Origin of the sequence: Sphingobium yanoikuyae, from assembly GCF_034424525.1 — a bacterium.
Taxonomy (GTDB): Bacteria; Pseudomonadota; Alphaproteobacteria; order Sphingomonadales; family Sphingomonadaceae; genus Sphingobium; species Sphingobium yanoikuyae.
In genome coordinates this window covers 1593480-1614429 of record NZ_CP139979.1, presented here as the reverse complement: position 1 = coordinate 1614429, position 20950 = coordinate 1593480, and the positions used below count along the sequence as shown (strand labels likewise).

At 66.1% G+C, this 20950-nt stretch carries 22 protein-coding genes; 11 read left to right on the top strand and 11 right to left on the bottom strand.

Going from position 1 to position 20950, the window contains the following annotated elements; translation table 11 throughout:
* Positions 1–8: 8 nt before the first annotated feature.
* The 3 genes from U0025_RS07475 to U0025_RS07465 all read right to left on the bottom strand — a co-directional run bounded on the left by U0025_RS07475 (position 9) and on the right by U0025_RS07465 (position 2720).
* Positions 9–1181: a BaiN/RdsA family NAD(P)/FAD-dependent oxidoreductase gene (locus U0025_RS07475; protein WP_004212389.1), complete on the bottom strand. Its 1173-nt coding sequence runs from the start codon at positions 1179–1181 to the stop codon at positions 9–11.
* Positions 1181–1636: a YaiI/YqxD family protein gene (locus tag U0025_RS07470; protein ID WP_004212388.1), complete on the bottom strand. Its 456-nt coding sequence runs from the start codon at positions 1634–1636 to the stop codon at positions 1181–1183. Before U0025_RS07470 ends, U0025_RS07475 begins: the two co-directional genes overlap by 1 nt.
* Positions 1637–1733: 97 nt before the next feature.
* The gene (locus U0025_RS07465; RefSeq protein ID WP_004212387.1) at positions 1734–2720 is read right to left on the bottom strand and encodes an aldo/keto reductase; all 987 of its coding nucleotides are present in this window, start codon (positions 2718–2720) and stop codon (positions 1734–1736) included.
* Between the two features lie 99 nt (positions 2721–2819).
* Between U0025_RS07465 and U0025_RS07460 the strand changes: the two genes are divergently transcribed.
* From U0025_RS07460 to U0025_RS07410, 11 genes are all read left to right on the top strand, one after another.
* Positions 2820–3716, top strand: a complete 897-nt coding sequence (locus U0025_RS07460) for a LysR family transcriptional regulator (protein ID WP_004212385.1) — start codon at positions 2820–2822, stop codon at positions 3714–3716.
* A gap of 195 nt (positions 3717–3911) precedes the next feature.
* Entirely contained in the window at positions 3912–4334 is a 423-nt protein-coding gene (locus tag U0025_RS07455) for an iron-sulfur cluster assembly scaffold protein (RefSeq protein WP_004212383.1), read from the top strand.
* The gene (locus U0025_RS07450) at positions 4334–6136 is read left to right on the top strand and encodes a cation:proton antiporter domain-containing protein (protein ID WP_004212381.1); all 1803 of its coding nucleotides are present in this window, start codon (positions 4334–4336) and stop codon (positions 6134–6136) included. Before U0025_RS07455 ends, U0025_RS07450 begins: the two co-directional genes overlap by 1 nt.
* Positions 6133–6462, top strand: coding sequence for a DUF423 domain-containing protein (locus U0025_RS07445; protein WP_004212379.1), 330 nt, complete (start codon positions 6133–6135; stop codon positions 6460–6462). Before U0025_RS07450 ends, U0025_RS07445 begins: the two co-directional genes overlap by 4 nt.
* A 44-nt stretch (positions 6463–6506) precedes the next feature.
* Entirely contained in the window at positions 6507–6974 is a 468-nt protein-coding gene (locus U0025_RS07440) for a Fur family transcriptional regulator (RefSeq protein WP_004212378.1), read from the top strand.
* 10 nt (positions 6975–6984) lie between these two features.
* Positions 6985–7554: a nicotinamide riboside transporter PnuC gene (gene pnuC / locus U0025_RS07435; protein ID WP_004212377.1), complete on the top strand. Its 570-nt coding sequence runs from the start codon at positions 6985–6987 to the stop codon at positions 7552–7554.
* The gene (locus U0025_RS07430) at positions 7551–8573 is read left to right on the top strand and encodes an AAA family ATPase (RefSeq protein ID WP_004212376.1); all 1023 of its coding nucleotides are present in this window, start codon (positions 7551–7553) and stop codon (positions 8571–8573) included. Before pnuC ends, U0025_RS07430 begins: the two co-directional genes overlap by 4 nt.
* Positions 8574–8583: 10 nt before the next feature.
* Positions 8584–10503, top strand: coding sequence for a 1-deoxy-D-xylulose-5-phosphate synthase (dxs, locus tag U0025_RS07425; RefSeq protein ID WP_004212375.1), 1920 nt, complete (start codon positions 8584–8586; stop codon positions 10501–10503).
* A gap of 84 nt (positions 10504–10587) precedes the next feature.
* Positions 10588–12063, top strand: coding sequence for a DUF4403 family protein (locus tag U0025_RS07420; RefSeq protein ID WP_037491441.1), 1476 nt, complete (start codon positions 10588–10590; stop codon positions 12061–12063).
* 64 nt (positions 12064–12127) lie between these two features.
* The gene (locus U0025_RS07415) at positions 12128–12583 is read left to right on the top strand and encodes an SRPBCC family protein (protein WP_004212373.1); all 456 of its coding nucleotides are present in this window, start codon (positions 12128–12130) and stop codon (positions 12581–12583) included.
* A complete protein-coding gene (locus U0025_RS07410) occupies positions 12570–12902 on the top strand; it encodes an ArsR/SmtB family transcription factor (protein WP_004212372.1) in 333 nt (110 codons plus the stop codon). The genes U0025_RS07415 and U0025_RS07410 overlap by 14 nt, the downstream gene beginning before the upstream one ends.
* A 1-nt stretch (position 12903) precedes the next feature.
* On the opposite strand, the gene U0025_RS07405 is transcribed toward U0025_RS07410, so the two are convergent.
* The 8 genes from U0025_RS07405 to gpmA all read right to left on the bottom strand — a co-directional run bounded on the left by U0025_RS07405 (position 12904) and on the right by gpmA (position 20945).
* Positions 12904–13338 carry a DUF3035 domain-containing protein gene (locus tag U0025_RS07405; protein ID WP_004212371.1) on the bottom strand — a complete coding sequence of 145 codons (435 nt, stop codon included), beginning with the start codon at positions 13336–13338 and terminating at the stop codon, positions 12904–12906.
* The gene (gene lspA / locus U0025_RS07400; RefSeq protein WP_004212370.1) at positions 13338–13850 is read right to left on the bottom strand and encodes a signal peptidase II; all 513 of its coding nucleotides are present in this window, start codon (positions 13848–13850) and stop codon (positions 13338–13340) included. The genes U0025_RS07405 and lspA overlap by 1 nt, the downstream gene beginning before the upstream one ends.
* Positions 13847–16750 (bottom strand): isoleucine--tRNA ligase, encoded by a 2904-nt coding sequence (gene ileS / locus U0025_RS07395; protein WP_004212369.1) that lies wholly within the window; start codon positions 16748–16750, stop codon positions 13847–13849. The genes lspA and ileS overlap by 4 nt, the downstream gene beginning before the upstream one ends.
* 146 nt (positions 16751–16896) lie before the next feature.
* Positions 16897–17823, bottom strand: coding sequence for a bifunctional riboflavin kinase/FAD synthetase (locus U0025_RS07390; protein WP_004212368.1), 927 nt, complete (start codon positions 17821–17823; stop codon positions 16897–16899).
* 137 nt (positions 17824–17960) lie between these two features.
* Positions 17961–18455, bottom strand: a complete 495-nt coding sequence (locus U0025_RS07385) for a dihydrofolate reductase (RefSeq protein ID WP_004212367.1) — start codon at positions 18453–18455, stop codon at positions 17961–17963.
* Positions 18456–18582: 127 nt separating this feature from the next.
* Complete coding sequence (locus tag U0025_RS07380; RefSeq protein WP_004212366.1) at positions 18583–19653, bottom strand: 5-(carboxyamino)imidazole ribonucleotide synthase; 1071 nt, start codon at positions 19651–19653, stop codon at positions 18583–18585.
* Between the two features lie 8 nt (positions 19654–19661).
* The gene (gene purE, locus U0025_RS07375; protein ID WP_004212365.1) at positions 19662–20150 is read right to left on the bottom strand and encodes a 5-(carboxyamino)imidazole ribonucleotide mutase; all 489 of its coding nucleotides are present in this window, start codon (positions 20148–20150) and stop codon (positions 19662–19664) included.
* Positions 20151–20258: 108 nt separating this feature from the next.
* The gene (gpmA, locus tag U0025_RS07370; RefSeq protein WP_004212364.1) at positions 20259–20945 is read right to left on the bottom strand and encodes a 2,3-diphosphoglycerate-dependent phosphoglycerate mutase; all 687 of its coding nucleotides are present in this window, start codon (positions 20943–20945) and stop codon (positions 20259–20261) included.
* Positions 20946–20950 lie beyond the last annotated feature (5 nt).

Genomic DNA, 20950 nt, shown 5'->3' with positions numbered 1-20950 from the left:
GATTGCCCCTAGAGCGCCTGCCCGGCCGCCCAGCCGCTGGCCCAGGCCCATTGGAAATTATAGCCGCCCAGCCAGCCAGTGACGTCGACCGCCTCGCCAATGGCATAGAGGCCCGGCACCTTGGCGGCTTCCATCGTCCGCGATGACAGGCCGGCGGTGGCGATGCCGCCGACCGTGACCTCCGCCTTGGCATAGCCTTCGGTGCCGGACGGTATGAAGGACCAGCCCGCCAGCCGCTCGCCAATCTGGCGCAGGGTCTTGTCGGGCAGATTGCCAAGGTCGCCCTGCGCCCCGATCCGTTCGAGCAGGGCATCGGCCATGCGCTCGGGGAAGCGTTCGACCAGCACGCGCCGCAAGCCGGTGCGTGGGCGGTTGCGCTTCTCGGCCAGCAACCAGTCAACATCGAGATCGGGCAGGAAATTGACGTGGATCGGCGTGCGATGCTCCCAATAGGAGGAAATCTGCAACATCGCCGGCCCTGAGAGGCCGCGATGGGTGAACAGCGCCGCCTCGCGGAACCGGGTCTTGTTCCAGCGCACCTCCACCTCGGCCGAGACGCCCGACAGCGACTGGAACAGCGCGTCGTCCGGCCCCAGGGTGAAGGGCACCAGCGCCGGCCGGGGCTGCACCACCTTGAGATCGAACTGGCGCGCGACCTCATAGGCGAAGCCGGTAGCGCCCAGTTTCGGGATGGACGGGCCACCGGTCGCGAGTACCAAAGACGGCGCCGACACGATACGATCGCCCAGTTTGACGCGGAACAGGCCATCGCCATGGCTGATATCCGTCACAGGCTGGCCCAGCGCCATGGTCACGCCGCCGGCCGTGCATTCCTCTTCCAGCATCGCCACGACCTGCTTCGCCGATCCATCGCAGAAAAGCTGCCCCAGCGTCTTTTCATGCCAGGCAATGCCATAGCGGCCGATCAGGGTAAGGAAATCCTGCGGCGTGTAGCGGCCCAGCGCCGATTTGGCGAAATGGGGATTGGCCGACAGATAGCGATCGGCAGCGGTATGGATATTGGTGAAATTGCAGCGCCCGCCGCCGGAGATCAGGATCTTCTTGCCCGGCGCGTCGGCATGGTCGGCCAGCAGCACCCTGCGGCCGCGTTGGCCGGCGGTCGCCGCGCACATCATGCCGGCGGCGCCCGCGCCCAGGATTATCGCGTCATAATCGCCCATCACCGCCCCCGCTTCATCCGCATGATCGCCTCGTCCAGCGCGGACAGGAAGCGGGATCGATCAACCTTGGAAAAGGGCGGTGGGCCGCCGACCGGATCGCCGACCGCGCCGGCGCGCAGGTCCGCCATGATCGCCCGCACCGCGATCGCGCTGCCGATCGAGGCGCTGGTGAAGGGCTTGCCATTGGGCGCGATCACCCCGGCCCCGGCCTTGAGGCAACGATCGGCGAGCAGGATGTCGGCGGTGATGCACAGCGTATCGACGCCGGCGCGCTCGGCGATCCAGTCGTCGGCGGCGTCGAACCCGTCGCTCACCACCACGCGGTCGATCAGTTCATGCGCGGGAATGCGGATCGGACTGTTGCTGACGATGGTGACCGGCACGCCATGGCGGAAGGCAACCTTGTAGATTTCCTCCTTCACCGGGCAGGCGTCGGCATCGACCAATATGTGCATCGCCGCGCTGTCCTTTCATTCCGGCCGTTCGCGGCGGCGATAGGCGGACAGGGACCAACGTGCAATGGGCCGGGGAAACACCCCGGCCCATCCGTAGTTAGCGCCCGACGATTTCGAGCAGATGCGGCGGGTAGCGCTCGCCCTCGACCGGGATGGCGTCGGCCGCCTCCCGAATACGGGTCAGGTCGGCATCACTCAGTTCGACCTTGGCCGCGCCCAGATTTTCCTCCAGCCGATGGAGCTTGGTGGTGCCAGGGATCGGCACGATCCACGGCTTCTGCGCGAGCAGCCAGGCGATCGCGATCTGCGCCGGGGTCACCCCCTTCTCGGCCGCGATGCCCTTGAGCAGATCGACCAGCGCCAAATTCTTCTCCCGCGCCTCGGCCGCGAAGCGCGGCAGGCTGTTGCGGAAATCGCCTTCGGCCAGCGCCGTATCCTTGCCGATCGCGCCGGTCAGGAAGCCCTTGCCAAGCGGGCTGTAGGGCACGAAGCCGATGCCCAGTTCCTCGCAGGTTTCAAGGATGCCGTTGGTTTCGGGGCCACGGGTCCAGAGCGAATATTCATTCTGGAGTGCGGCGACCGGCTGCACCGCATGGGCACGGCGGACCGTCGCGGCCGACGGTTCCGACAGGCCGAAATGCCGGACCTTGCCCTCGGCGATCAGATCCTTGACCGCACCCGCCACGTCCTCAATCGGCACGGCCGGATCGACGCGATGCTGATAGAAAAGATCGATCACCTCGACGCCCAGCCGCTTGAGCGAGGCGTCCGCCACCGCGCGGATATTGTCCGGCCGGCTGTTGAGCGCGCCAAGACCGGCGCCGATATCGAAGCCGAACTTGGTGGCGATCACCACCTGATCGCGCACCGGCGCCAGCGCGGCGCCGACCATTTCTTCATTGGTATAGGGGCCATAGACCTCCGCCGTGTCGAAGAAGGTGACACCGAAGTCGACAGCTGCACGGATCAATCTGATCCCTTCATCCTGGCTGACGGCGGTGCCATAGCCGAAGTTGAGGCCCATGCAGCCCAGGCCAATGGCCGAAACCTCCAGCCCGCTCTTGCCCAAAAGTCGCTTTTCCATAGCGGTCACTCCGATTTGATGTCCGAACGGAAGATAGGCTGTCGCCAAGCGGCGGATTAGATCATAAAAGCGGCAAGACTTTATACCTGGAGTTCATGAATGCGGCGCGAAGAGCTGGTCGACCTCAACGCCTTCCTGATGGTCGCCGACACCGGCAATTTCACCCGAGCGGCCGCGCTGCTCGGCACATCGCAGTCCGCGCTCAGCCATACCATCAGGCGGCTGGAAACGCGCCTGGGCGTGCGTCTGTTGACCCGCACCACCCGCAGCGTGTCCCTGACGGAGGCGGGCGATCGCCTGTCCGCCACCTTGCGCCCGGCGCTCGACAGCATCGCGACCGAACTCGCCTCGCTCGGCGATCTGCGCGAACGGCCGGCCGGCACCATCCGCATCACCGCCGCCGAACATGCCAGCAACACGGTCGTCTGGCCAGCATTGCAACGGCTGTTGCCGCGCTACCCTGACATCCATGTTGAATTGAGCATCGATTCCGGCTTTGTCGACATCGTCAAGGAACGGTTCGACGCCGGCGTGCGGCTGGGCGAGGCGATCGCCAAGGATATGGTCGCCGTGCGCATCGGCCCGGACCTGCGCATGATCGTGGTCGGCGCGCCCGCCTATTTCGCCAGCCGCCCAGTGCCGCGCACGCCGCAGGATCTGGCCGCGCATGACTGCATCAATCTGCGCCTGCGCAGCGCCGGCGGCCTTTATGCCTGGGAACTGGAAAAGGACGGCCATGAAATCCGGGTGCGGGTGGAGGGGCAACTGGCCTTCAACAGCATAGAGATGATCCGCCGCGCCGCGCTCGCCGGCTTCGGCCTCGCCTTCGTGATGGAGGATCAGGTGCGCGCCGACATCGACGAAGGCCGGCTGATCCCGGTGCTGGAGGACTGGTGCCCGCCCTTTGCCGGCTATCATCTCTATTATCCCAGCCGCCGCCAGCCCGCCGCTGCGTTCAGCATATTGGTCGACGCGCTGCGCTATCGCGGCCCCTAGGGGCGATCGACATTCAGATGATGATGTGACGAAAATGGTGGTTTTCCGTAATCCGGAGCGCAGCGTACTTAAAGTACGTGAGCACCGGAAGTGCGGAAGGCCGCCATTTGCAGGCCGTCAGGGCTGAATGTCGATTGACCCTAGGCCATTTTGCCGCCTTCTCCCGAGGTGATAACTGTCCTACATGGAGGGATAATGAGCGCATCCCTCTACAATAACGACATTCTTCGCCTCGCGGCGAGCATCCCGCACCACCAGCGGCTGGCCGATCCGCACGCCAGCGTGGAGAAGCGGTCACCGACCTGCGGCTCGCGCATCACGGCCGATGTCCGCATGGCCGACGGCAGGCTCGCCGAAATGGGCCTGGACGTGAAGGCCTGCGCCCTGGGCCAGGCCTCCGCCGCGCTGATGGCGGCGCAGGCGATCGGACTCACCGCCGAAGAACTGGCGGAGGCACGCGACAAGCTTACCGCCTATCTGTCGGGCGAGAGCGAGGACCTGGACTTCTGGCCCGGCCTTGCCGTGCTGGCGCCGGCCCGCGCCTATCCCGCGCGGCACCCCTCGATCCGTCTGGGCTTCGAGGCGATCGCCGAAGCCGCCCGGATGGCGGACGCCTGATGCCGGTCGCCGAAACCGCGATGTCGGCTACCGACGTCCTCCTGTCCGAAGGCGTGATCCTGCTCGGCGTCGCCGTTGCCTTCGTCCTGCTGTTCCGCCGCTTCGGCCTGGGTGCCGTGCTGGGCTATCTGGTCGCTGGCGCGCTGGTCGGACCGCAAGGGCTGGGTCTGGTCGGCGGCGCGGAATCGAAGCTCGCCATCGCCGAAATCGGCATCGTCCTGCTGCTTTTCCTCGTCGGCCTTGAACTCCATCCCGCGCGCCTGTGGCGACTGAAGCGCGACATCTTCGCGCTTGGCCTGGCGCAGGTCGTGCTGTGCGGCCTCGCCCTCATCGCCATCATCTTCTATTCGACCGGCTTCACCTGGGGCGCGGCGATCGCACTCGGCCTGCCGCTCGCCCTCTCCTCGACCGCGCAGGTGCTGCCGAGCCTCAAATCCAGCGGCCGCATCAATTCGCCCTTTGGCGAGAAGGTCTTCTCGATCCTGCTGTTCCAGGATCTCTCGATCGTTCCGCTGATCACCATCGTCGCGGCTCTTTCCCGCAATCCGGCCGACGCGGGCGGGCCGCCCGGATGGGTGCTGGCGGGCTACACCGTCGCCGCGATCGCCGGGCTGGTGCTGGCCGGTCGCTTCATCCTGCGCCCCTTGCTCAATCTGGTCGGCCGGCAGGGCGAGCGCGAACTGTTCGTCGCGGTCGGCCTGTTCACCGTGCTGGCGGCCGCATCGGTGATGCACAGCCTGCACCTCTCGACCGCGCTTGGCGCCTTCGTCGCCGGCGTGATGCTGGCCGACTCGCCCTATCGCCACGAGATCGAGTCCGACGTTGAGCCGTTCCGCTCGATCCTGCTCGGCCTCTTCTTCCTGGCCGTCGGCATGGTGCTGGACCTGCGCGCCGTCGCCGCCAATCCCCTGTTCGTCATCGGCATGGCGGCGATGCTGGTGGCCGCCAAGACCGCGATCATCGCCCTGCTCGCCCGGCTGTTCGGCATGGCCTGGCAACAGGCGCTGAGCGCCGGCCTGCTGCTCTCCCAAGGCGGTGAATTCGGCTTCGTCCTCTTTGCCCAGGCGCAGAATGCCTATCTGATCGCGCCGCAGGCGGCGAGCCTGTTCAGCGCGATCGTGACCTTCTCGATGGCGACCACGCCCTTCCTGATGCTGTTTGCCCGCCGCTTCGAATTCGCCCAGCCCAAGGATCGTGATGATCTGCCGGGGCCGGAGGATGCGCCGCGCGGCAGCGCCATCATCGTGGGCTATGGCCGGTTCGGCCAGACCGTGGCCCAGATGCTTATGGGCCATGGCTTCGGCGTGGTGCTGATCGACAAGAAGCCTGCCCAGATCGAGGTGTCGAGCCGCTTCGACATGAAGGTCTATTATGGCGATGGCACGCGGATCGACCTGCTCCGCCGCGCCGGTGCCGACGAAGCCCGGCTGATCGCCTTCTGCATCGACGATCCCTCGCTGGATGGACGCGTGCTGCAGCCCATTGCCGAGGCCTTCCCCCAGGCCGCGCTGATGGCGCGCGTGTTCGATCGTCGCCAAATCCTGGCGATGCAGGATATCGAACTGGCCGGCGTGGTGCGGGAAGTGTTCGAATCGGCCATCTGCATGGGCGTCCAGGCGATGCAGACGCTGGGCGTGCCGCCGGAAGAGGTCGAGGAAGTCGAACGCCAATATCGCGAGAATGACGGCCAGCGCCTCGCCCTGCAGATCGAGCATGGCAATCTGCTGGCGGCCAAGGATCTGATGTACCGCCCCGGCCGGGGCATGCGCCTGCGCGCGCGCGGAGATGGAGAAGAAGCATGATCGCCATTCTGGCCGCCCTGTCGGCAGCGCTTGCCATTGCTGCCGGTGCCTTTGGCGCCCATGGCGCCGCCAGCCCGCAGGCGGCGGAGTGGCTGCGCACCGGCGGCCTCTATCAGCTCATCCATGCCGTCGCCGTCCTGACGATCATGGGTATCACGCGCGGCGGCGCCCTGTTGCTGCTGATCGGCGCGGCGATCTTTGCCGTCAGCCTCTATGCCATGGCGCTGGGCTGCCCGCGCTGGCTGGGCGCAGTGACGCCGATCGGCGGCGCGATGATGATCGGCGGCTGGCTCTGGGCGGCCCTTGCCTATTGGCAGCGCGGCTGAGCCAGCCACTTGCCGCCGCAGTTGGACACGCCTAGATAATCGCCATGGCAGATCATTCGCACCATCATCATCAGGAACCCACCGGCAAGAAGCTGGCCGACGCGGCGCAGGCAACGCTGGAGGCGAAGGATGAGCAGTGGACGCCGATGCGCGCGGCCATCTTCGACGCGCTGGCGGCCGAGGAAAAGCCGGCATCGGCCTATGATATCGCCGACACCGTGTCCAAGGCGCGCGGCAAGCGGGTCGCACCCAACAGCGTCTACCGCATCCTCGACCTGTTCGTGGCGAACAATATCGCGATGCGGGTGGAAAGCGCGAACGCCTATATCGCCAACGCGCATCCCGGTTGCCATCATGACTGCATCTTCCTGGTCTGCGACAATTGCGGCCAGGTGACGCATATCGACAATGATCCCATCACCGGATCGCTGAGGTCGGTGGCGGAAAAGGCCGGCTTCGCGCCGGTGCGTCCGGTGATCGAGGTGCGCGGCACCTGCAGCGCCTGCCACTGACGGGCGGTTCATGACCATCATCGAATGGGTCGCAGCGGCGCTCGGCCTGATCAATGTCGTGCTGGTGGCGCGCCGTTCGCTGTGGAACTATCCCTTCGGCATCGCCATGGTCGCGCTCTATTTCTTCGTCTTCTTCGAAGCGAAGCTCTACAGCGACGCGCTGCTGCAAATCTTCTTCCTGATCATCAATGCCTATGGCTGGTGGAACTGGGTGCATAGCGAGAAGGTCGCCGATGGCGGCATAGCGGTGGTCCGCCTCGGCACGCCGGCCCGCCTCGCCTGGATCGCGGGCACGGCGCTCGCCAGCCTGGCCTGGGGCATGGGCATGGCCCGCTTCACCGATGCCGCCGCGCCCTTCGCCGACGCCATGATCGCCGGCATGAGCGTCGCCGCACAGATATTGCAGTCGCAGCGCAAGGTCGAAAGCTGGCTGCTGTGGGTGGCGGTCGATGCCCTCGCCACCGGCCTGTTCTGGAGCCGCGGCCTGATCGCGACGTCGATCCTCTACGCCATCTTCTTCTTCATCGCGCTATGGGGCCTGATCGCCTGGCGCCGCACGATGGACCGGGCGCCGACATGACCCGCGGCTTCCTGCTCGGCAAGTTCATGCCGCCCCATGCCGGCCATCAGATGCTGATCGACAGCGCCCGGGCGATGGTGGACGACCTCACCATCCTGGTCTGCTGGCTGCCGGACGATCCGATCCCCGGCCCGCTGCGGCTGCAATGGATGCGCGAACTGGCGCCGGGATGCCGGGTCATCGGTCATGGCGCCGTCGTGCCGCAGGCTCCTGAAGATTCCGACGACTTCTGGCCGATCTGGCGCGCCATCGTGGCGCAGGCCCATCCCGAGCCGATCGACCTGCTGTTCGCAGGCGAAGCCTATGGCCTGCGGCTGGCGCAAGAGGTCGGCGGCCGCTTCGTGCCGCTGGGCGCCCGGATCCTGGGCGCGGACCTGGATGGACTGGGCGGCCTGTCCGCCAGCGCCGTGCGTGCCGACCCCTGGGGCCAGTGGCGCTGGATCGCGCCGCCGGTCCGCGCGCATTTCACCCGGACGATCGTGTTGCATGGCGTCGAAAGCACCGGCAAGTCGGTGCTGGCCGAACGGCTCGCCCGGCATTTCGACACGATCTGGGTGCCCGAATATGGCCGTGCCCAGGCCGAAGTTCACAGTGTCGATATGGACGAGGCCGACCTGCTGCTGATTGGTGCCGCCCAGTCCGCGACGATTGCCGCCGGCCGGCGGCTGGCGAACCGTCGCCTGTTTGCCGACACCGACGCGCTGATGACGGCGGCCTGGGCCGAGATGATGATCGGCCATGCGCCCGACGCGCTCCTCGCCTACCCGAAGGCCGACCTCTATCTGCTGCTGGAACCCGATGTCGCCTGGATCGACGATGGCACGCGCCTCTATGGCGACGATCCGGTGCGGGCGCGATTTGCCGATATCAGCCGGAACGTGCTGATCGACAGCGGCGTTACCTGGGCTTCGGTCGGCGGGGATTGGGACAGTCGTTTCACCCGCGCCGTTTCCCTGATTGAAGATTTGGCGCCCCCCTGCATGACGTCAGGGTTCGACTTGGCGCAGGAAAGCGAGTAGGCAGTTCCCCATGTCCAATCCGTCCACGCCGTTGCTCGACACCGTCAAGATCCCCGCCGACCTGCGCAAGCTGCAGCCCGACCAGCTCCGCCAGCTGGCCGATGAGCTGCGCGCCGAAACCATCGCCGCCGTCGGCGTGACCGGCGGCCATCTGGGGTCGGGCCTGGGTGTCGTGGAACTGACCACCGCGATCCATTATGTGTTCGACACGCCCAACGACAAGCTGGTCTGGGACGTGGGCCATCAATGCTATCCGCACAAGATATTGACCGGCCGGCGCGATCGCATCCGCACCCTGCGCCAGGGCGGCGGCCTCAGCGGCTTCACCAAGCGCGCCGAATCCGAATATGACCCGTTCGGCGCAGCGCACAGCTCGACCTCGATCAGCGCGGCGCTCGGCTTTGCCGTCGCCAACAAGATGCAGGACAAGCCGGGCAAGGGCATTGCCGTGATCGGCGATGGCGCCATGTCGGCCGGCATGGCCTATGAGGCGATGAACAACGCACGCGAGGCCGGCAACCGTCTGGTCGTCATCCTCAACGACAATGACATGTCGATCGCGCCCCCGGTCGGTGGCCTGTCCGCCTATCTCGCCCGACTGGTGTCGAGCCGCGAGTTTCTGGGCCTGCGCGACATGGCCAAGAAGCTGGCGCGCAAGCTGCCCCGCCCGCTGCACAAGGCGGCCAAGAAGACCGACGAGTTCGCCCGCGGCATGGCGACCGGCGGCACCCTGTTCGAGGAACTGGGCTTCTATTATGTCGGCCCGATCGACGGCCACAATCTCGAGCATCTGATCCCGGTGCTGGAAAATGTCCGCGACGCGGCCGAAGGGCCGTGCCTGATCCATGTCGTGACCCAGAAGGGCAAGGGCTATGGCCCGGCCGAGGCGGCCGCCGACAAATATCATGGCGTGCAGAAGTTCGACGTCATCACCGGCACCCAGGCCAAGGCACCTCCGGGTCCACCCAGCTACACCAATGTCTTCGCCCAGGCGCTGATCGCCGAGGCGCAGCGCGATCCGCGCGTGTGTGCGATCACCGCCGCCATGCCGTCGGGCACGGGGCTCGACAAGTTCGAGCTGGCCTTCCCCGACCGGACCTTCGACGTCGGCATCGCCGAACAGCATGCAGTAACCTTCGCCGCCGGCCTCGCGGCGCAGGGGATGCGGCCTTTCTGCGCCATCTATTCGACCTTCCTGCAGCGCGCCTATGATCAGGTGGTGCATGATGTCGCGATCCAGAACCTGCCCGTGCGCTTCGCCATCGACCGCGCCGGTCTGGTCGGCGCCGACGGCTCCACCCATGCCGGCAGCTTCGACGTCACCTATCTTGCGAGCCTGCCCAATTTCGTCGTGATGGCCGCAGCCGACGAGGCGGAACTGACGCACATGGTCCATACCTGCGCCGTGCATGACAGCGGGCCGATCGCGGTCCGCTACCCGCGCGGCAATGGCACCGGCGTCGCCATGCCGGAGGTTGCCGAAGCGCTGGAGATCGGCAAGGGCCGCGTCGTGCGCGAAGGGCGCCAGGTCGCGATCCTGTCGCTCGGCACCCGGCTGGAAGAAGCGATGAAGGCCGCCGACACGCTGGAGGCCAAGGGCCTGTCGGCATCCGTCGTCGACCTGCGCTTCGCCAAGCCGCTGGACGAGGCGTTGATCCGCCGGATGCTGACCACCCATGAGGTGGCGGTGACGATCGAGGAAGGCTCGATCGGCGGTCTGGGCGCCCATGTCCTGACGCTGGCGAGCGATCTTGGCCTGACCGACCATGGCCTCAAGATCCGCACCATGCGCCTGCCCGACATCTTCCAGGATCAGGACAAGCCCGAACAGCAATATGCCGACGCGCGGCTGGATGCCGATGCGATCGTCGACACGGTGCTGACGGCGCTGCGCCACAACAGCGCCGGCGTGGAGGAAGCGCGGGCCTGAAGGTCCGCGCTGGACCTCCTCACCCAACTGCCCTAGCCTGCCTTCCGCTGGACCATGTCCGGGAGAAGGCGGTTGGGCAGAGTATTGCCGGGTCGACATCATCGCTGGCTGCTGCTCCTGCCGCTGCTCGCCGCCTGTTCGCAGAAACAGGCGGTGGAGCCGCCGCCGCGCGCCAATGATCCCGTGCCGGCGACCAGCGCATCTTCCATCATCAGCGTCCCGGTGGAGATCGACCGCGCCCTGATTGCCCAGGCGATCGAGCGGGCCATGCCGCGACAGCTCTGGCGGATCGACCGGCCCGGCACGCGCTGCGTCCAGCCCAGGCGGGTCAAATTGCTCGGTAAGCAGATCAGGGTGACGCCGCCGATCGACTGCCACATCATCGGCGCGGTCACGCGCGGGCCGATCCGCCTGCGCGGCGCGGGGCGCGACCTGATCGCGGACATCCCGATCCATGCGCAGGTCAGCGCGCGTGACATTGCAGGCTTGCTGAAGGGCGAGACGGCCACCGGCGACGCCATGGCCCATGCCCGGCTTCAGCTCGGCATCGATGACCAGTGGCGCCCCCATGGCACGCTGAAGATCAGCTATGACTGGACCCAGACGCCCGGCATCGATTTCCTCGGCCAACGCGTCACCTTCGCCGACAAGGTGGATCGCAAGATCGCGCCCGTTGTCCGCGACCTCGAACGGCAATTGCCGCGCGAACTGGCCAAGGTCGACCTGCGCAGCAAGATCGAGCGGCTGTGGCGCGCGGCCTTCACCAGCCTCTCGCTCAACGATCATGATCCGCCGGTATGGATGCGCATCACGCCGCAACGCTTCCTGTTCGACGGCTATGGCAACAGCGGCGCGCAACTGCGCTTCCGACTGGGAATAGAGGCGCTGACCGAAACCGTGGTCGGCGACCGTCCGGTCGATCCGCAGCCGACCGGACTGCCACCGCCCGCGCGTGCGCCGATCAATGACGCGCTGCATTTCTTCCTGCCGGTGCGGGCCGATTATGCGCAGCTCGAGCCGGTGATCCTGCGCGCCCTGCACAAGCGCGCCGCACGGCCGTTCGATTTGCCAAAGCTAGGCCCTATCGTCGCGCGCTTCGACAAGCTGACCGCCTATGGCACGACGGGCAACCGCATTGCGGTAGGCGTAACGCTCGCGGCGCGTCCGGCGGACAGCAAGCTCGGCGATACCCATGGCACCGTCTGGCTGACCGCCCGCCCGGTCAACCAGCCCAATTCGGCGCTGGTCCATTTCGAGGATCTGCAGGTGACCGGCACCAGCGACGGGATCGGCGGCGACATCCTGATCGCGCTGGCCGGCAGCCCCGCCTTTTCCAGCGTCATCGCCGACGCCCTCAGCCAGAATTTCACCCATGATCTGGAGGAGTTGAAGGGCAAGATCCGGCGCGCCATCGGCGAGCGCAAAACCCCACATTTCCGTATCCGCACCAATTTGGACAGCACGGAAATCGGCCAGATCAGCGCCCATGGCCAGGGCCTGTATCTGCCGGTGCGCGCGACCGGCCGGGCCTCGATCCGCTACGCCGGCGGGCCGTTATAGAGCAACCATATAGTTGCATATCCCCGTCTTGAGGCGTATATTGGCAATCAGGAGGTTGCCTATCATGACCGACAGCATCATCAAGACGATCGACATCGCCGCGCCGATAGAGCGGGTATGGGACGCCCTGACCGACCATGTGCAATTCGGCACCTGGTTCCGCGTCGCGCTCGACCAGCCCTTTGCCATCGGCCAGCCCTCGACCGGGCAAATGACCTATCCGGGCTATGAGGCGTATCGCTGGCAGGCGCGGGTCGTGGCGATCGAGCCGATGACCCGCTTTGCCTATGAATGGCCTGCAACCGGCGGCGACAAGGCGCTGATGGAGAGCGGCGTGCCGGTCCCCGAATGGACGCTGGTGGAGTTCGTGCTGGAGCCGATCGACGGCGGCACGCGCCTGACCGTCACCGAAAGCGGGTTCGACGCGGTGCCCGAACCACGCCGGACCAATGTCATGCGCGACAATGACGGCGGCTGGGCGGAACAGGTGAAGAATATCCGCGACCATGTCACCGGCTGAGATTTTCGCGGCACTGGGTGATCCCACGCGCCTCGGCCTCATCGCACGGCTGGGCGACGGCAATGGCCGGTCGATCGTGCAACTGGGCGAAGGCCTGCCGATCAGCCGTCAGGCGGTGGCCAAGCATCTGGATGTGCTGCACGGTGCCGGACTGGTGCGCAGGCGCAAGCAGGGGCGGGAAGTGCATTTCGCGCTGCGCCGGGAGGCGGTTGCGGCGGCGCAGGACTGGCTCGGCCGGGTCGGCGCGCAATGGGATGGCACGCTCGCCCGGCTCAAGGCCTTTGCGGAAGGGGACGATAAGACGCCCCCTTCCCCATAGATTATTGCTGCGGCGGGGTCGTCTGCGTGCCGGTGGCGGCGCGGGCGTCCTGGCCGTCGCCTTCCGGCGCAGCGATGATGTCGCGGGTGGTGGCGCCCTTGTCGACCACTTCGGTGCCCGGATCACCCGCCTGCGAGCGGATACCGGCGGCGGCCGTGCCACGGCCGGCCGAGTTCAGCGCCGCGCTTTCCGATGCGCTGCGCGGGGCCGGACCGCCGAACAGCGCTTCCTGTGCGGCGCGGCTCGAATCGACCGTGGCGGCAGCCGGGGTGCCCGGCGCGGGCGGGACCAGCGCGAAATCGGGCGGCACGACCAGCGGCGCCTGGCGCGTCACAGCGAACTCGTCGGGACGGCCACGGTTGAGCAGGCCGTTACCGCCGCCGCCGCACGCCGACAGGGTTGCAACAAGGCCGGCGGCGAGGATCAGTTTACGCATTACTTCAGGGTCTCCGTCTTTGCGCCCTTCTCGCGCAGCAGCAGCGCCCGCGCAAGCAGGATCAGCACGCCGAACGTGATGGCCGCGTCGGCCAGGTTGAAAATCAGGAAGGGCCGCCATTCGCCGAAATGCAGGTCGGCATAGTCGACAACATAGCCCAGCCGCATCCGGTCGACGATATTGCCGATCGCGCCGCCCAGCACCAGGCCGAGCGCCGCGACGTCAGACCGCGCCTTTTCGCGCCACATCCACACGCCCACGAAGCCGGCAATCAACATGGTCATGCCGACCAGCATCCAGCGCATCGTGTCATTGTCGGCATGGAAGAAGCCCATCGAGACGCCGCGATTTTCCAGCCAGCGCAGGCGGAAGAAGGGCAGTATCTCGATCCCCGCATCCGCCCGGCTCTGCAGCGCGAGCGGATAGGTGACGGTATATTTGACCAGCTGGTCGAGCGCGAGGGTGACGATCGCGACCGTCAGCCCCAGCGGGCGATGGTTGATGGCACTCATGCCTTCAACACCTCGTCACAGCGGTTGCACAGCGTGCCGTCTTCCTCGACCTCGGGCAGCAGGCGCCAGCAGCGGCCGCATTTGTGCCACTCGCTGGGCTTGACGATGATGCCGTCGCCCACGCCCATCTCGATCCGGGCGACGATGGCGATTTCGGCGAAGTTCACACCGTCGCTGGGCAACATTTCGCCCATGGTGACATCGGCCTCCAGGCTGGAGCGGATCACCTTCTCGCGGCGGAAGGGTTCGATCGCCTCATTGACCTGCTCGCGCTGGTCGCGCAGCTCCGCCCATTTGTCGTTCAGATGATTGTCGATCCAGCGATGGTCGACTTCCGGCCATTCCAGAAAATGGACGCTATCCTCGTCACTTGGGAAGCGGCTCTGCCATACTTCCTCAGCGGTGAAGGGGATGATCGGCGCGACATAGCGGACCAGCGCATGGAACAAAGTGTCGAGCAAGGTGCGATAGGCGCGGCGCTTGGGATCCGACTTCGCATCGCAATAGAGGCAGTCCTTGCGGATGTCGAAGAAGAAGGCGCTGAGGTCGCTGTTCGCGAAGTCGAAGATCGCGCGGGTGTAGCGGCTGAATTCCAGCCAGTTCTCGCTCTTCGCCGCCTTGTCCACCACGGCGCGCAGTTCCGCGTCAAGCTGGGCCAGACGATGGAGCATATAGCGCTCCAGCTCCGGCATTTCGGCGTAGCTGACCGCCTCGCTCTCGTCATAGTCGGACAGGGCGCCGAGCATGTAGCGGAAGGTGTTGCGCAGCTTGCGATAGGCGTCGGACGAACCGGCCAGCACTTCCTTGCCGATGCGGACGTCATCGAAATAGTCGGTGCTGGCGACCCAGACGCGCAGGATGTCGGCGCCGCTTTCGGCCATGATCTTGAGCGGATCGACGACATTGCCAAGGCTCTTGGACATTTTCTTGCCCGAGCCGTCGAGCGCGAAGCCATGGGTCAGCACCGCCTTGTAGGGGGCCTGGCCACGGGTGCCGCAGCTTTCCAGCAGCGACGACTGGAACCAGCCGCGATGCTGGTCCGACCCTTCGATATAGAGGTCGGCGCGGGTGCCCTCGCCATAGCGGCCCTCGACCACGAAACTGTGGGTCGAGCCGCTGTCGAACCAGACGTCGAGAATGTCGTTCACGACCTCATAGTCATTGAGGTCATAATCGGGGCCGAGCAGCGCCTGATGATCGGCACCGAACCAGGCATCTGCACCGGCGCCCTTGAACGCGTCGATGATGCGGGCATTGACTGCCGGATCAACAAGATAGTCACCAGTCTTGCGATGAACATAGAGCGCGATCGGCACGCCCCAGGCGCGCTGGCGGCTGATCACCCAGTCGGGGCGCCCCTCCACCATCGAACGGATGCGGTTGGTCGAACGCTCGGGCACCCAGCGCGTATGCTCGATCGCGTCGAGCGCGATCTCGCGCAGGGTCGGGCCGTTGCCGGTGACGATCGGGGTCGGCATCACGCCGCCATCGACATCGGCCACCACGCCCTCCTGCGGCTTGTCCATCGGGATGAACCATTGCGGAGTGCAGCGGAAGATGATCTTCGCCTTGGAGCGCCAGCTATGCGGATAGCTGTGCTTGAAATCGTCCGACGCGGCGAGCAGCGCGCCCGCTTCGCGCAGGTCGGTGCAGATCGGGCCATCCTTGCCGACGAATTTGGGGTTGATGACCGAGCCCTGCCCGCCCAGCCACAGCCAGTCGGCGCGATACTTCCCGTCGCCCTCGACCGCGAAGACCGGGTTCAGGCCGTTCGCCTTGCACAGGGCAAAGTCGTCCTCGCCATGGTCGGGCGCCATATGGACGAGGCCGGTGCCCGCATCGGTCGTGACGAAATCGCCCGCGAGGAACGGACGCGGCTTGGCGAAGAAGCCGCCGAGCGCGTGCATCGGGTGGCGCGCGACGGCGCCGGCGAGGTCCGAGCCTTTGCCAGCCCAAAGGGGTGCGAACATATCGTCCGGCACAAAGGCAGTTTTGCCACGGAAGTCGTCGAAAAGTGCTGCGGCGATGACAACCGTGCCTTCCCAGACCGTTTCTAGATTTTCGGGCGATGCCGGTTGGGTGACATCTACGAGACGCTGCTGCCGCCCCTTGTGCGCAACATACTCAACCTCCGGCCCATAGGCCAAAGCCTGGTTCACCGGGATCGTCCAGGGCGTCGTGGTCCAGATCACCGCATGGGCGCCGACCAGTTCGGGCGCATTCGGCGCTTCGACGATCTCGAACGCCACGTCGATCTGCGTGGACGTGATGTCCTCATATTCCACTTCCGCCTCGGCCAGCGCGGTCTTTTCGACCGGGGACCACATGACGGGCTTGGCGCCGCGATAGAGCTGGCCGCTTTCCGCGAACTTCAGCAACTCGCCGACGATCGTCGCCTCGGCGTCGAACTTCATGGTCAGATAGGGGTCGGCCCAGTCGCCCATCACGCCCAGGCGCTTGAACTGCTCCTTCTGCACGTCCACCCACTTGTCGGCATAGGCGCGACACTGGGCGCGGAATTCGGACGCGGGCACCTCGTCCTTGTTCAGCTTCTTCTTGCGATATTCCTCCTCGATCTTCCATTCGATCGGCAGGCCGTGGCAGTCCCAGCCGGGGACATAGGGCGCATCCTTGCCGAGCAGCGACTGGCTGCGGACGATGATGTCCTTCAGCACCTTGTTCATCGCATGGCCCATATGGATGTCGCCATTGGCGTAGGGCGGGCCGTCATGCAGGATGAAGCGTTCGCGGCCGGCGCGCTTCTCACGCAGCTTGCCGTACAGGTCCATCGCCGCCCAGCGCGCGGCAATCGCCGGTTCCTTCTGCGCGAGGCCGGCCTTCATCGGAAAGTCGGTGACGGGAAGGAAGACGGTGCTTTTATAATCGGGCTGGTCGGTCATATGGGGTCCGGCAAATTAAGCAAATCCGTTCGTCCTGAGTAGCCATTGAGCGAAGTCGAAATGGCGTATCGAAGGCTGAATGCTTCGATACGGGTCTTCGACAGGCTCAGCCCCTACTCAGCGCGAACGGGTGAGGTCAGGGGGCATTAAGCGAGGTAAGGCGTTCCCGCAAGGATTTGCCGTGCGTCGTCGCAGTCACGTGCGATCTGCGCGATCAGCGGGTCGAGGCCGTCATATTTCGCCTCCGGCCGGAGATAGTGGATCAACTGCACTTCGATGCTCTGGTCGTACAGGCTTTCGGCGAAATCGAAGAAATGCGGTTCCAGCAGCAGCTTGGGCGGATCGAAGGTCGGGCGGATGCCGAGATTGGCGGCGCCGTCCAGCACCCGGCCATCGGCCAGCAGCCCGCGCACGGCATAGATGCCGAAGGCCGGGCGCAGATAAGGGCCAAGGTCGATATTGGCGGTCGGGAAGCCGATGGTGCGGCCCAGCTTGTCGCCATGCTGGACCATGCCCTGGATCGTGAAGGGACGCGTCAGCAAGCGGGTGGCGGTGGCGCAATCACCGGCCTGCAATGCGGCGCGGATGCGGCTGGAGCTGATAACCCCCTCCCCGTCCATGACCGGCGCGACCGCTTCGGCCGGCAGGCCCAGTTCGCCGAAGCTGGCGATCGTGCCGCTGCGGCCCTTGCCGAAGGTGAAATCCTCGCCGGTGACGACGGCGGCAACGCCCAGCTCTTCCATCAGCAGGCGGACATAGCCGGCCGGGTCGAGCGCGGCGAGTTCGCGGGTAAAGTCGAACACCAGCATCGCGTCGGCCCCGGCGGCCGCGAACAGCGCCTGACGCTGGTCCAGCGTGGTCAGGCGGAAGGGCGGCGTATCGGGCTGGAACAGGCGCATCGGATGCGGATCGAAGGTGGCGACGATCGCCGGCCGCCCCTCCGCCCGCGCACGCGCGATCGCGCGGCCGACCACCGCCTGATGGCCGGCATGAAAGCCGTCGAAATTGCCAAGCGCCATGACGCCGCCGCGCAGATGCGCAGGGATCGGGGCATTGCTGGTAAGCCGCTCCATGGCCGGGGCTATAGGGTGACACACAGGGCGTGGCAATTGGCGATCACGTCCACACATCCCTGTCGTCATTGCGAGCGTAGCGAAGCAATCCACCGGCGCACATGGATTGCTTCGCTACGCTCGCAATGACGGAAGATTTACGGGCGACGGCCGAACGTCACGAAGCTGTAGGCCGGGCGCCCGTCCAGCGCGGGATGATCCGCGCGCGCCGTTTCGCGCCAGTCCGCCGGATCGGGATAGGCGATATGGGTGTCACCTTCAGCGTCAACATGCACCTCGGTCAGTTCGATCCGGTCGGCATGGTCGAGGAACAGGCGATAGATTTCCGCGCCGCCGATCACCATCAGCACCGGCGCATCGGCCAGCGCGATCGCGGCATCGACATCATGGGCGACCTCCGCCCCCTCGCCCATCCATTCCGGATCGCGGGTCAGCACGATATGGCGACGGCCGGGCAACAGGCCGGGCAGGCTGTCGAACGTCTTGCGCCCCATCAGCATCGGATGGCCAGCGGTCAGCGCCTTGAAATGTTTGAGGTCGGCCGGCAACCGCCAGGGCAGGTCGCCATCCCGGCCGATCACGCCATTATCGGCGCGGGCCAGGATCAGGATGATGTCGGGCTGCTCGCTCATGATCGCGCTTCCTCCGCCAAAAAATCTCGTCATTCCCGCGCAGGCGGGAATCCATCACCGAACCAAGCCAATGGGGCGAACCCGCGAGATGGATCCCCGCCTTCGCGGGGATGACGAGGTAAATAGATTAAAGCGACAACCGCGTCACATGCCCCATCTTGCGGCCCGGACGCGCCTCATGCTTGCCATAGAGGTGGAGATGATTTTCCGGGTCGGACAGGATCGCCAGCCATTCCGCCGCATCGTCGCCGATCAGGTTGCGCATCTCGACCTGCCGGGCGGCCAGGCCGGTGTCGCCGAGCGGCAAGCCACAGATCGCGCGGACATGGTTCTCGAACTGGCTGGTGAGCGCACCCTCGGTCGTCCAGTGGCCGCTATTATGGACGCGGGGCGCCATTTCGTTGAACACCGGGCCGTCGGCGCTGGCGAAGAATTCCAGCGTCAGCACGCCGACATAGTCGAGCGCATCGGCGACCTGCTTGGCGAGCGCGCGGGCGGCAGGCAACTGCCCCTCGATCAGCGATCCGGCCGGCACGGTCGAAGTGGCGAGGATGCCGTCGACATGGACGTTGGCGGCTGAATCCCAGAAGCGCACCGCGCCGTCGGCGCCACGCACCAGGATCACCGAATATTCCTGATCGAAGGTCACGAAGCCTTCGAGGATCGCAGGCTGGCGGCCGATCGCATTCCAGGCGCCGACCGCGTCGCCCGGCTCGTTGATCCGGGCCTGGCCCTTGCCGTCATAGCCCATGCGGTAGGTCTTGAGGATCGCGCGGCTGCCGATCGTCTCGATCGCGGTTTCCAGGTCGTCCAGGCTGCCGACCGGCGCGAACGGCGCGGTCAGGCCGCCCAGATCGGCGACGAAGCGCTTTTCGGCCAGACGATCCTGTGCGATGCGCAGCGCCCCGGCACCGGGGCGGACCAGCCCATGGCTCGCCAGCACCTCGACCGCCGACGGATCGATATTCTCGAACTCATAGGTGACGACGTCCACGCCCTCGGCAAAGGCGGCGAGCGCGGCGGCATCCTCATAGGCACCCTGGGTCCAGCTCGGCGAGACATCGGCGGCGGGACCGCTTTCCTCGGGCGCGTAGATATGGGTGCGATAGCCAAGCTGGGCCGCGGCCATGGCGATCATCCGGCCGAGCTGGCCGCCGCCAAGGATGCCGATGGTGGCGCCGGGGGCAATGGTCGTCATGATCGGGATCAGTCCTCGACGGTTTCGGCGACGGCGTCGGTCTGGCGCGCACGCCATTCGTCCAGCCGCTGCGCCAGCGCATCGTCATGCGTCGCCAGGATCGACGCGGCGAACAGGCCGGCATTGATCGCGCCGGGCTTGCCGATCGCCAGCGTGCCGACCGGGATGCCGCCGGGCATCTGGACGATGGACAGCAGCGAATCCATGCCCTTCAAGGCCTTGGACTCCACCGGCACGCCCAGCACCGGCAGGCGGGTCATCGATGCGGCCATGCCGGGCAGATGGGCGGCCCCGCCGGCACCGGCGATGATGACCTTGAGGCCGCGGCCGGCTGCGCTGGTGGCATAATCATAGAGGCGCTGCGGGGTGCGATGGGCGGACACGACCTTGCACTCATGGGCGACGCCCAGCGCTTCCAGCGTCTCGGCGGCATGACGCATCGTCTCCCAGTCGGAGCGCGAGCCCATGATGATGCCGACTTCCACTGCCCCGCTCATAAATCGCTTCCCCTGATGGGGCGGCCCACCGGCCTGCCCGGAAAGCAAAGCCCCTTAGCGGCCGGGCCGCCAAGGGGCAATGTGGTTTTCCGTATCGGCCGGGCCGAATTACCGTTCCGACAGATAATAGCGATCGGTCGCGGTCAGATCGTCGGCCAGTTCATAGACGATCGGCTGGCCGGTCGGGATTTCCAGCTCGGTAATCTCGTCGTCGGGAATGTTCGACAGATGCTTGACCAGCGCGCGCAGCGAATTGCCATGGGCGGAGATCAGCACGCGCTTGCCGGCGCGCAGTTCGGGGGCGATGCGCCCTTCCCAATAGGGCAGCACGCGGGCGATCGTGTCCTTCAGGCTCTCGGTCGAGGGGATGGCGATGCCGTCATAGCGGCGGTCCTTCGACAGGTCGAACTCGCTGCCCGCTTCCAGCACCGGCGGCGGAATGTCGAAGCTGCGGCGCCAGATCTTGACCTGATCGTCGCCATGCTTGGCCGCGGTCTCGGCCTTGTTGAGGCCGGTCAGGCCGCCATAATGGCGCTCGTTGAGGCGCCAGTCCTTCTCGACCGGCAGCCACAGCCGGGTCATTTCCTCCAGCGCCAGGTTCAGCGTCTTGATCGCGCGGGTCTGGAGCGAGGTGAAGCACTGGTCGAAATCCAGCCCCTTTTCCTTCATCAGCCGGCCAGCGGCGCGCGCCTCTTCCGCGCCCTTTTCCGTCACGTCGACATCCCACCAGCCGGTGAAGCGGTTTTCCAGGTTCCAGGTCGACTGACCATGGCGGATGAGGACGAGCGTGGGCATCGGGC

Bases quoted from the DNA above. Each gene is read 5' to 3' on its own strand.
- dxs (WP_004212375.1), top strand. From the start codon at position 8,584: ATGTCCAATCCGTCCACGCCGTTGCTCGACACCGTCAAGATCCCCGCC.
- U0025_RS07440 (WP_004212378.1), top strand. From the start codon at position 6,507: ATGGCAGATCATTCGCACCATCATCATCAGGAACCCACCGGCAAGAAG.
- U0025_RS07460 (WP_004212385.1), top strand. From the start codon at position 2,820: ATGCGGCGCGAAGAGCTGGTCGACCTCAACGCCTTCCTGATGGTCGCC.
- lspA (WP_004212370.1), bottom strand. From the start codon at position 13,850: ATGAGTGCCATCAACCATCGCCCGCTGGGGCTGACGGTCGCGATCGTC.
- U0025_RS07405 (WP_004212371.1), bottom strand. From the start codon at position 13,338: ATGCGTAAACTGATCCTCGCCGCCGGCCTTGTTGCAACCCTGTCGGCG.
- U0025_RS07475 (WP_004212389.1), bottom strand. From the start codon at position 1,181: ATGGGCGATTATGACGCGATAATCCTGGGCGCGGGCGCCGCCGGCATG.
- U0025_RS07430 (WP_004212376.1), top strand. From the start codon at position 7,551: ATGACCCGCGGCTTCCTGCTCGGCAAGTTCATGCCGCCCCATGCCGGC.
- ileS (WP_004212369.1), bottom strand. From the start codon at position 16,750: ATGACCGACCAGCCCGATTATAAAAGCACCGTCTTCCTTCCCGTCACC.
- U0025_RS07415 (WP_004212373.1), top strand. From the start codon at position 12,128: ATGACCGACAGCATCATCAAGACGATCGACATCGCCGCGCCGATAGAG.
- gpmA (WP_004212364.1), bottom strand. From the start codon at position 20,945: ATGCCCACGCTCGTCCTCATCCGCCATGGTCAGTCGACCTGGAACCTG.
- U0025_RS07465 (WP_004212387.1), bottom strand. From the start codon at position 2,720: ATGGAAAAGCGACTTTTGGGCAAGAGCGGGCTGGAGGTTTCGGCCATT.
- U0025_RS07450 (WP_004212381.1), top strand. From the start codon at position 4,334: ATGCCGGTCGCCGAAACCGCGATGTCGGCTACCGACGTCCTCCTGTCC.
- purE (WP_004212365.1), bottom strand. From the start codon at position 20,150: ATGAGCGGGGCAGTGGAAGTCGGCATCATCATGGGCTCGCGCTCCGAC.
- U0025_RS07445 (WP_004212379.1), top strand. From the start codon at position 6,133: ATGATCGCCATTCTGGCCGCCCTGTCGGCAGCGCTTGCCATTGCTGCC.
- U0025_RS07390 (WP_004212368.1), bottom strand. From the start codon at position 17,823: ATGGAGCGGCTTACCAGCAATGCCCCGATCCCTGCGCATCTGCGCGGC.
- pnuC (WP_004212377.1), top strand. From the start codon at position 6,985: ATGACCATCATCGAATGGGTCGCAGCGGCGCTCGGCCTGATCAATGTC.
- U0025_RS07455 (WP_004212383.1), top strand. From the start codon at position 3,912: ATGAGCGCATCCCTCTACAATAACGACATTCTTCGCCTCGCGGCGAGC.
- U0025_RS07380 (WP_004212366.1), bottom strand. From the start codon at position 19,653: ATGACGACCATTGCCCCCGGCGCCACCATCGGCATCCTTGGCGGCGGC.
- U0025_RS07470 (WP_004212388.1), bottom strand. From the start codon at position 1,636: ATGCACATATTGGTCGATGCCGACGCCTGCCCGGTGAAGGAGGAAATC.
- U0025_RS07385 (WP_004212367.1), bottom strand. From the start codon at position 18,455: ATGAGCGAGCAGCCCGACATCATCCTGATCCTGGCCCGCGCCGATAAT.
- U0025_RS07410 (WP_004212372.1), top strand. From the start codon at position 12,570: ATGTCACCGGCTGAGATTTTCGCGGCACTGGGTGATCCCACGCGCCTC.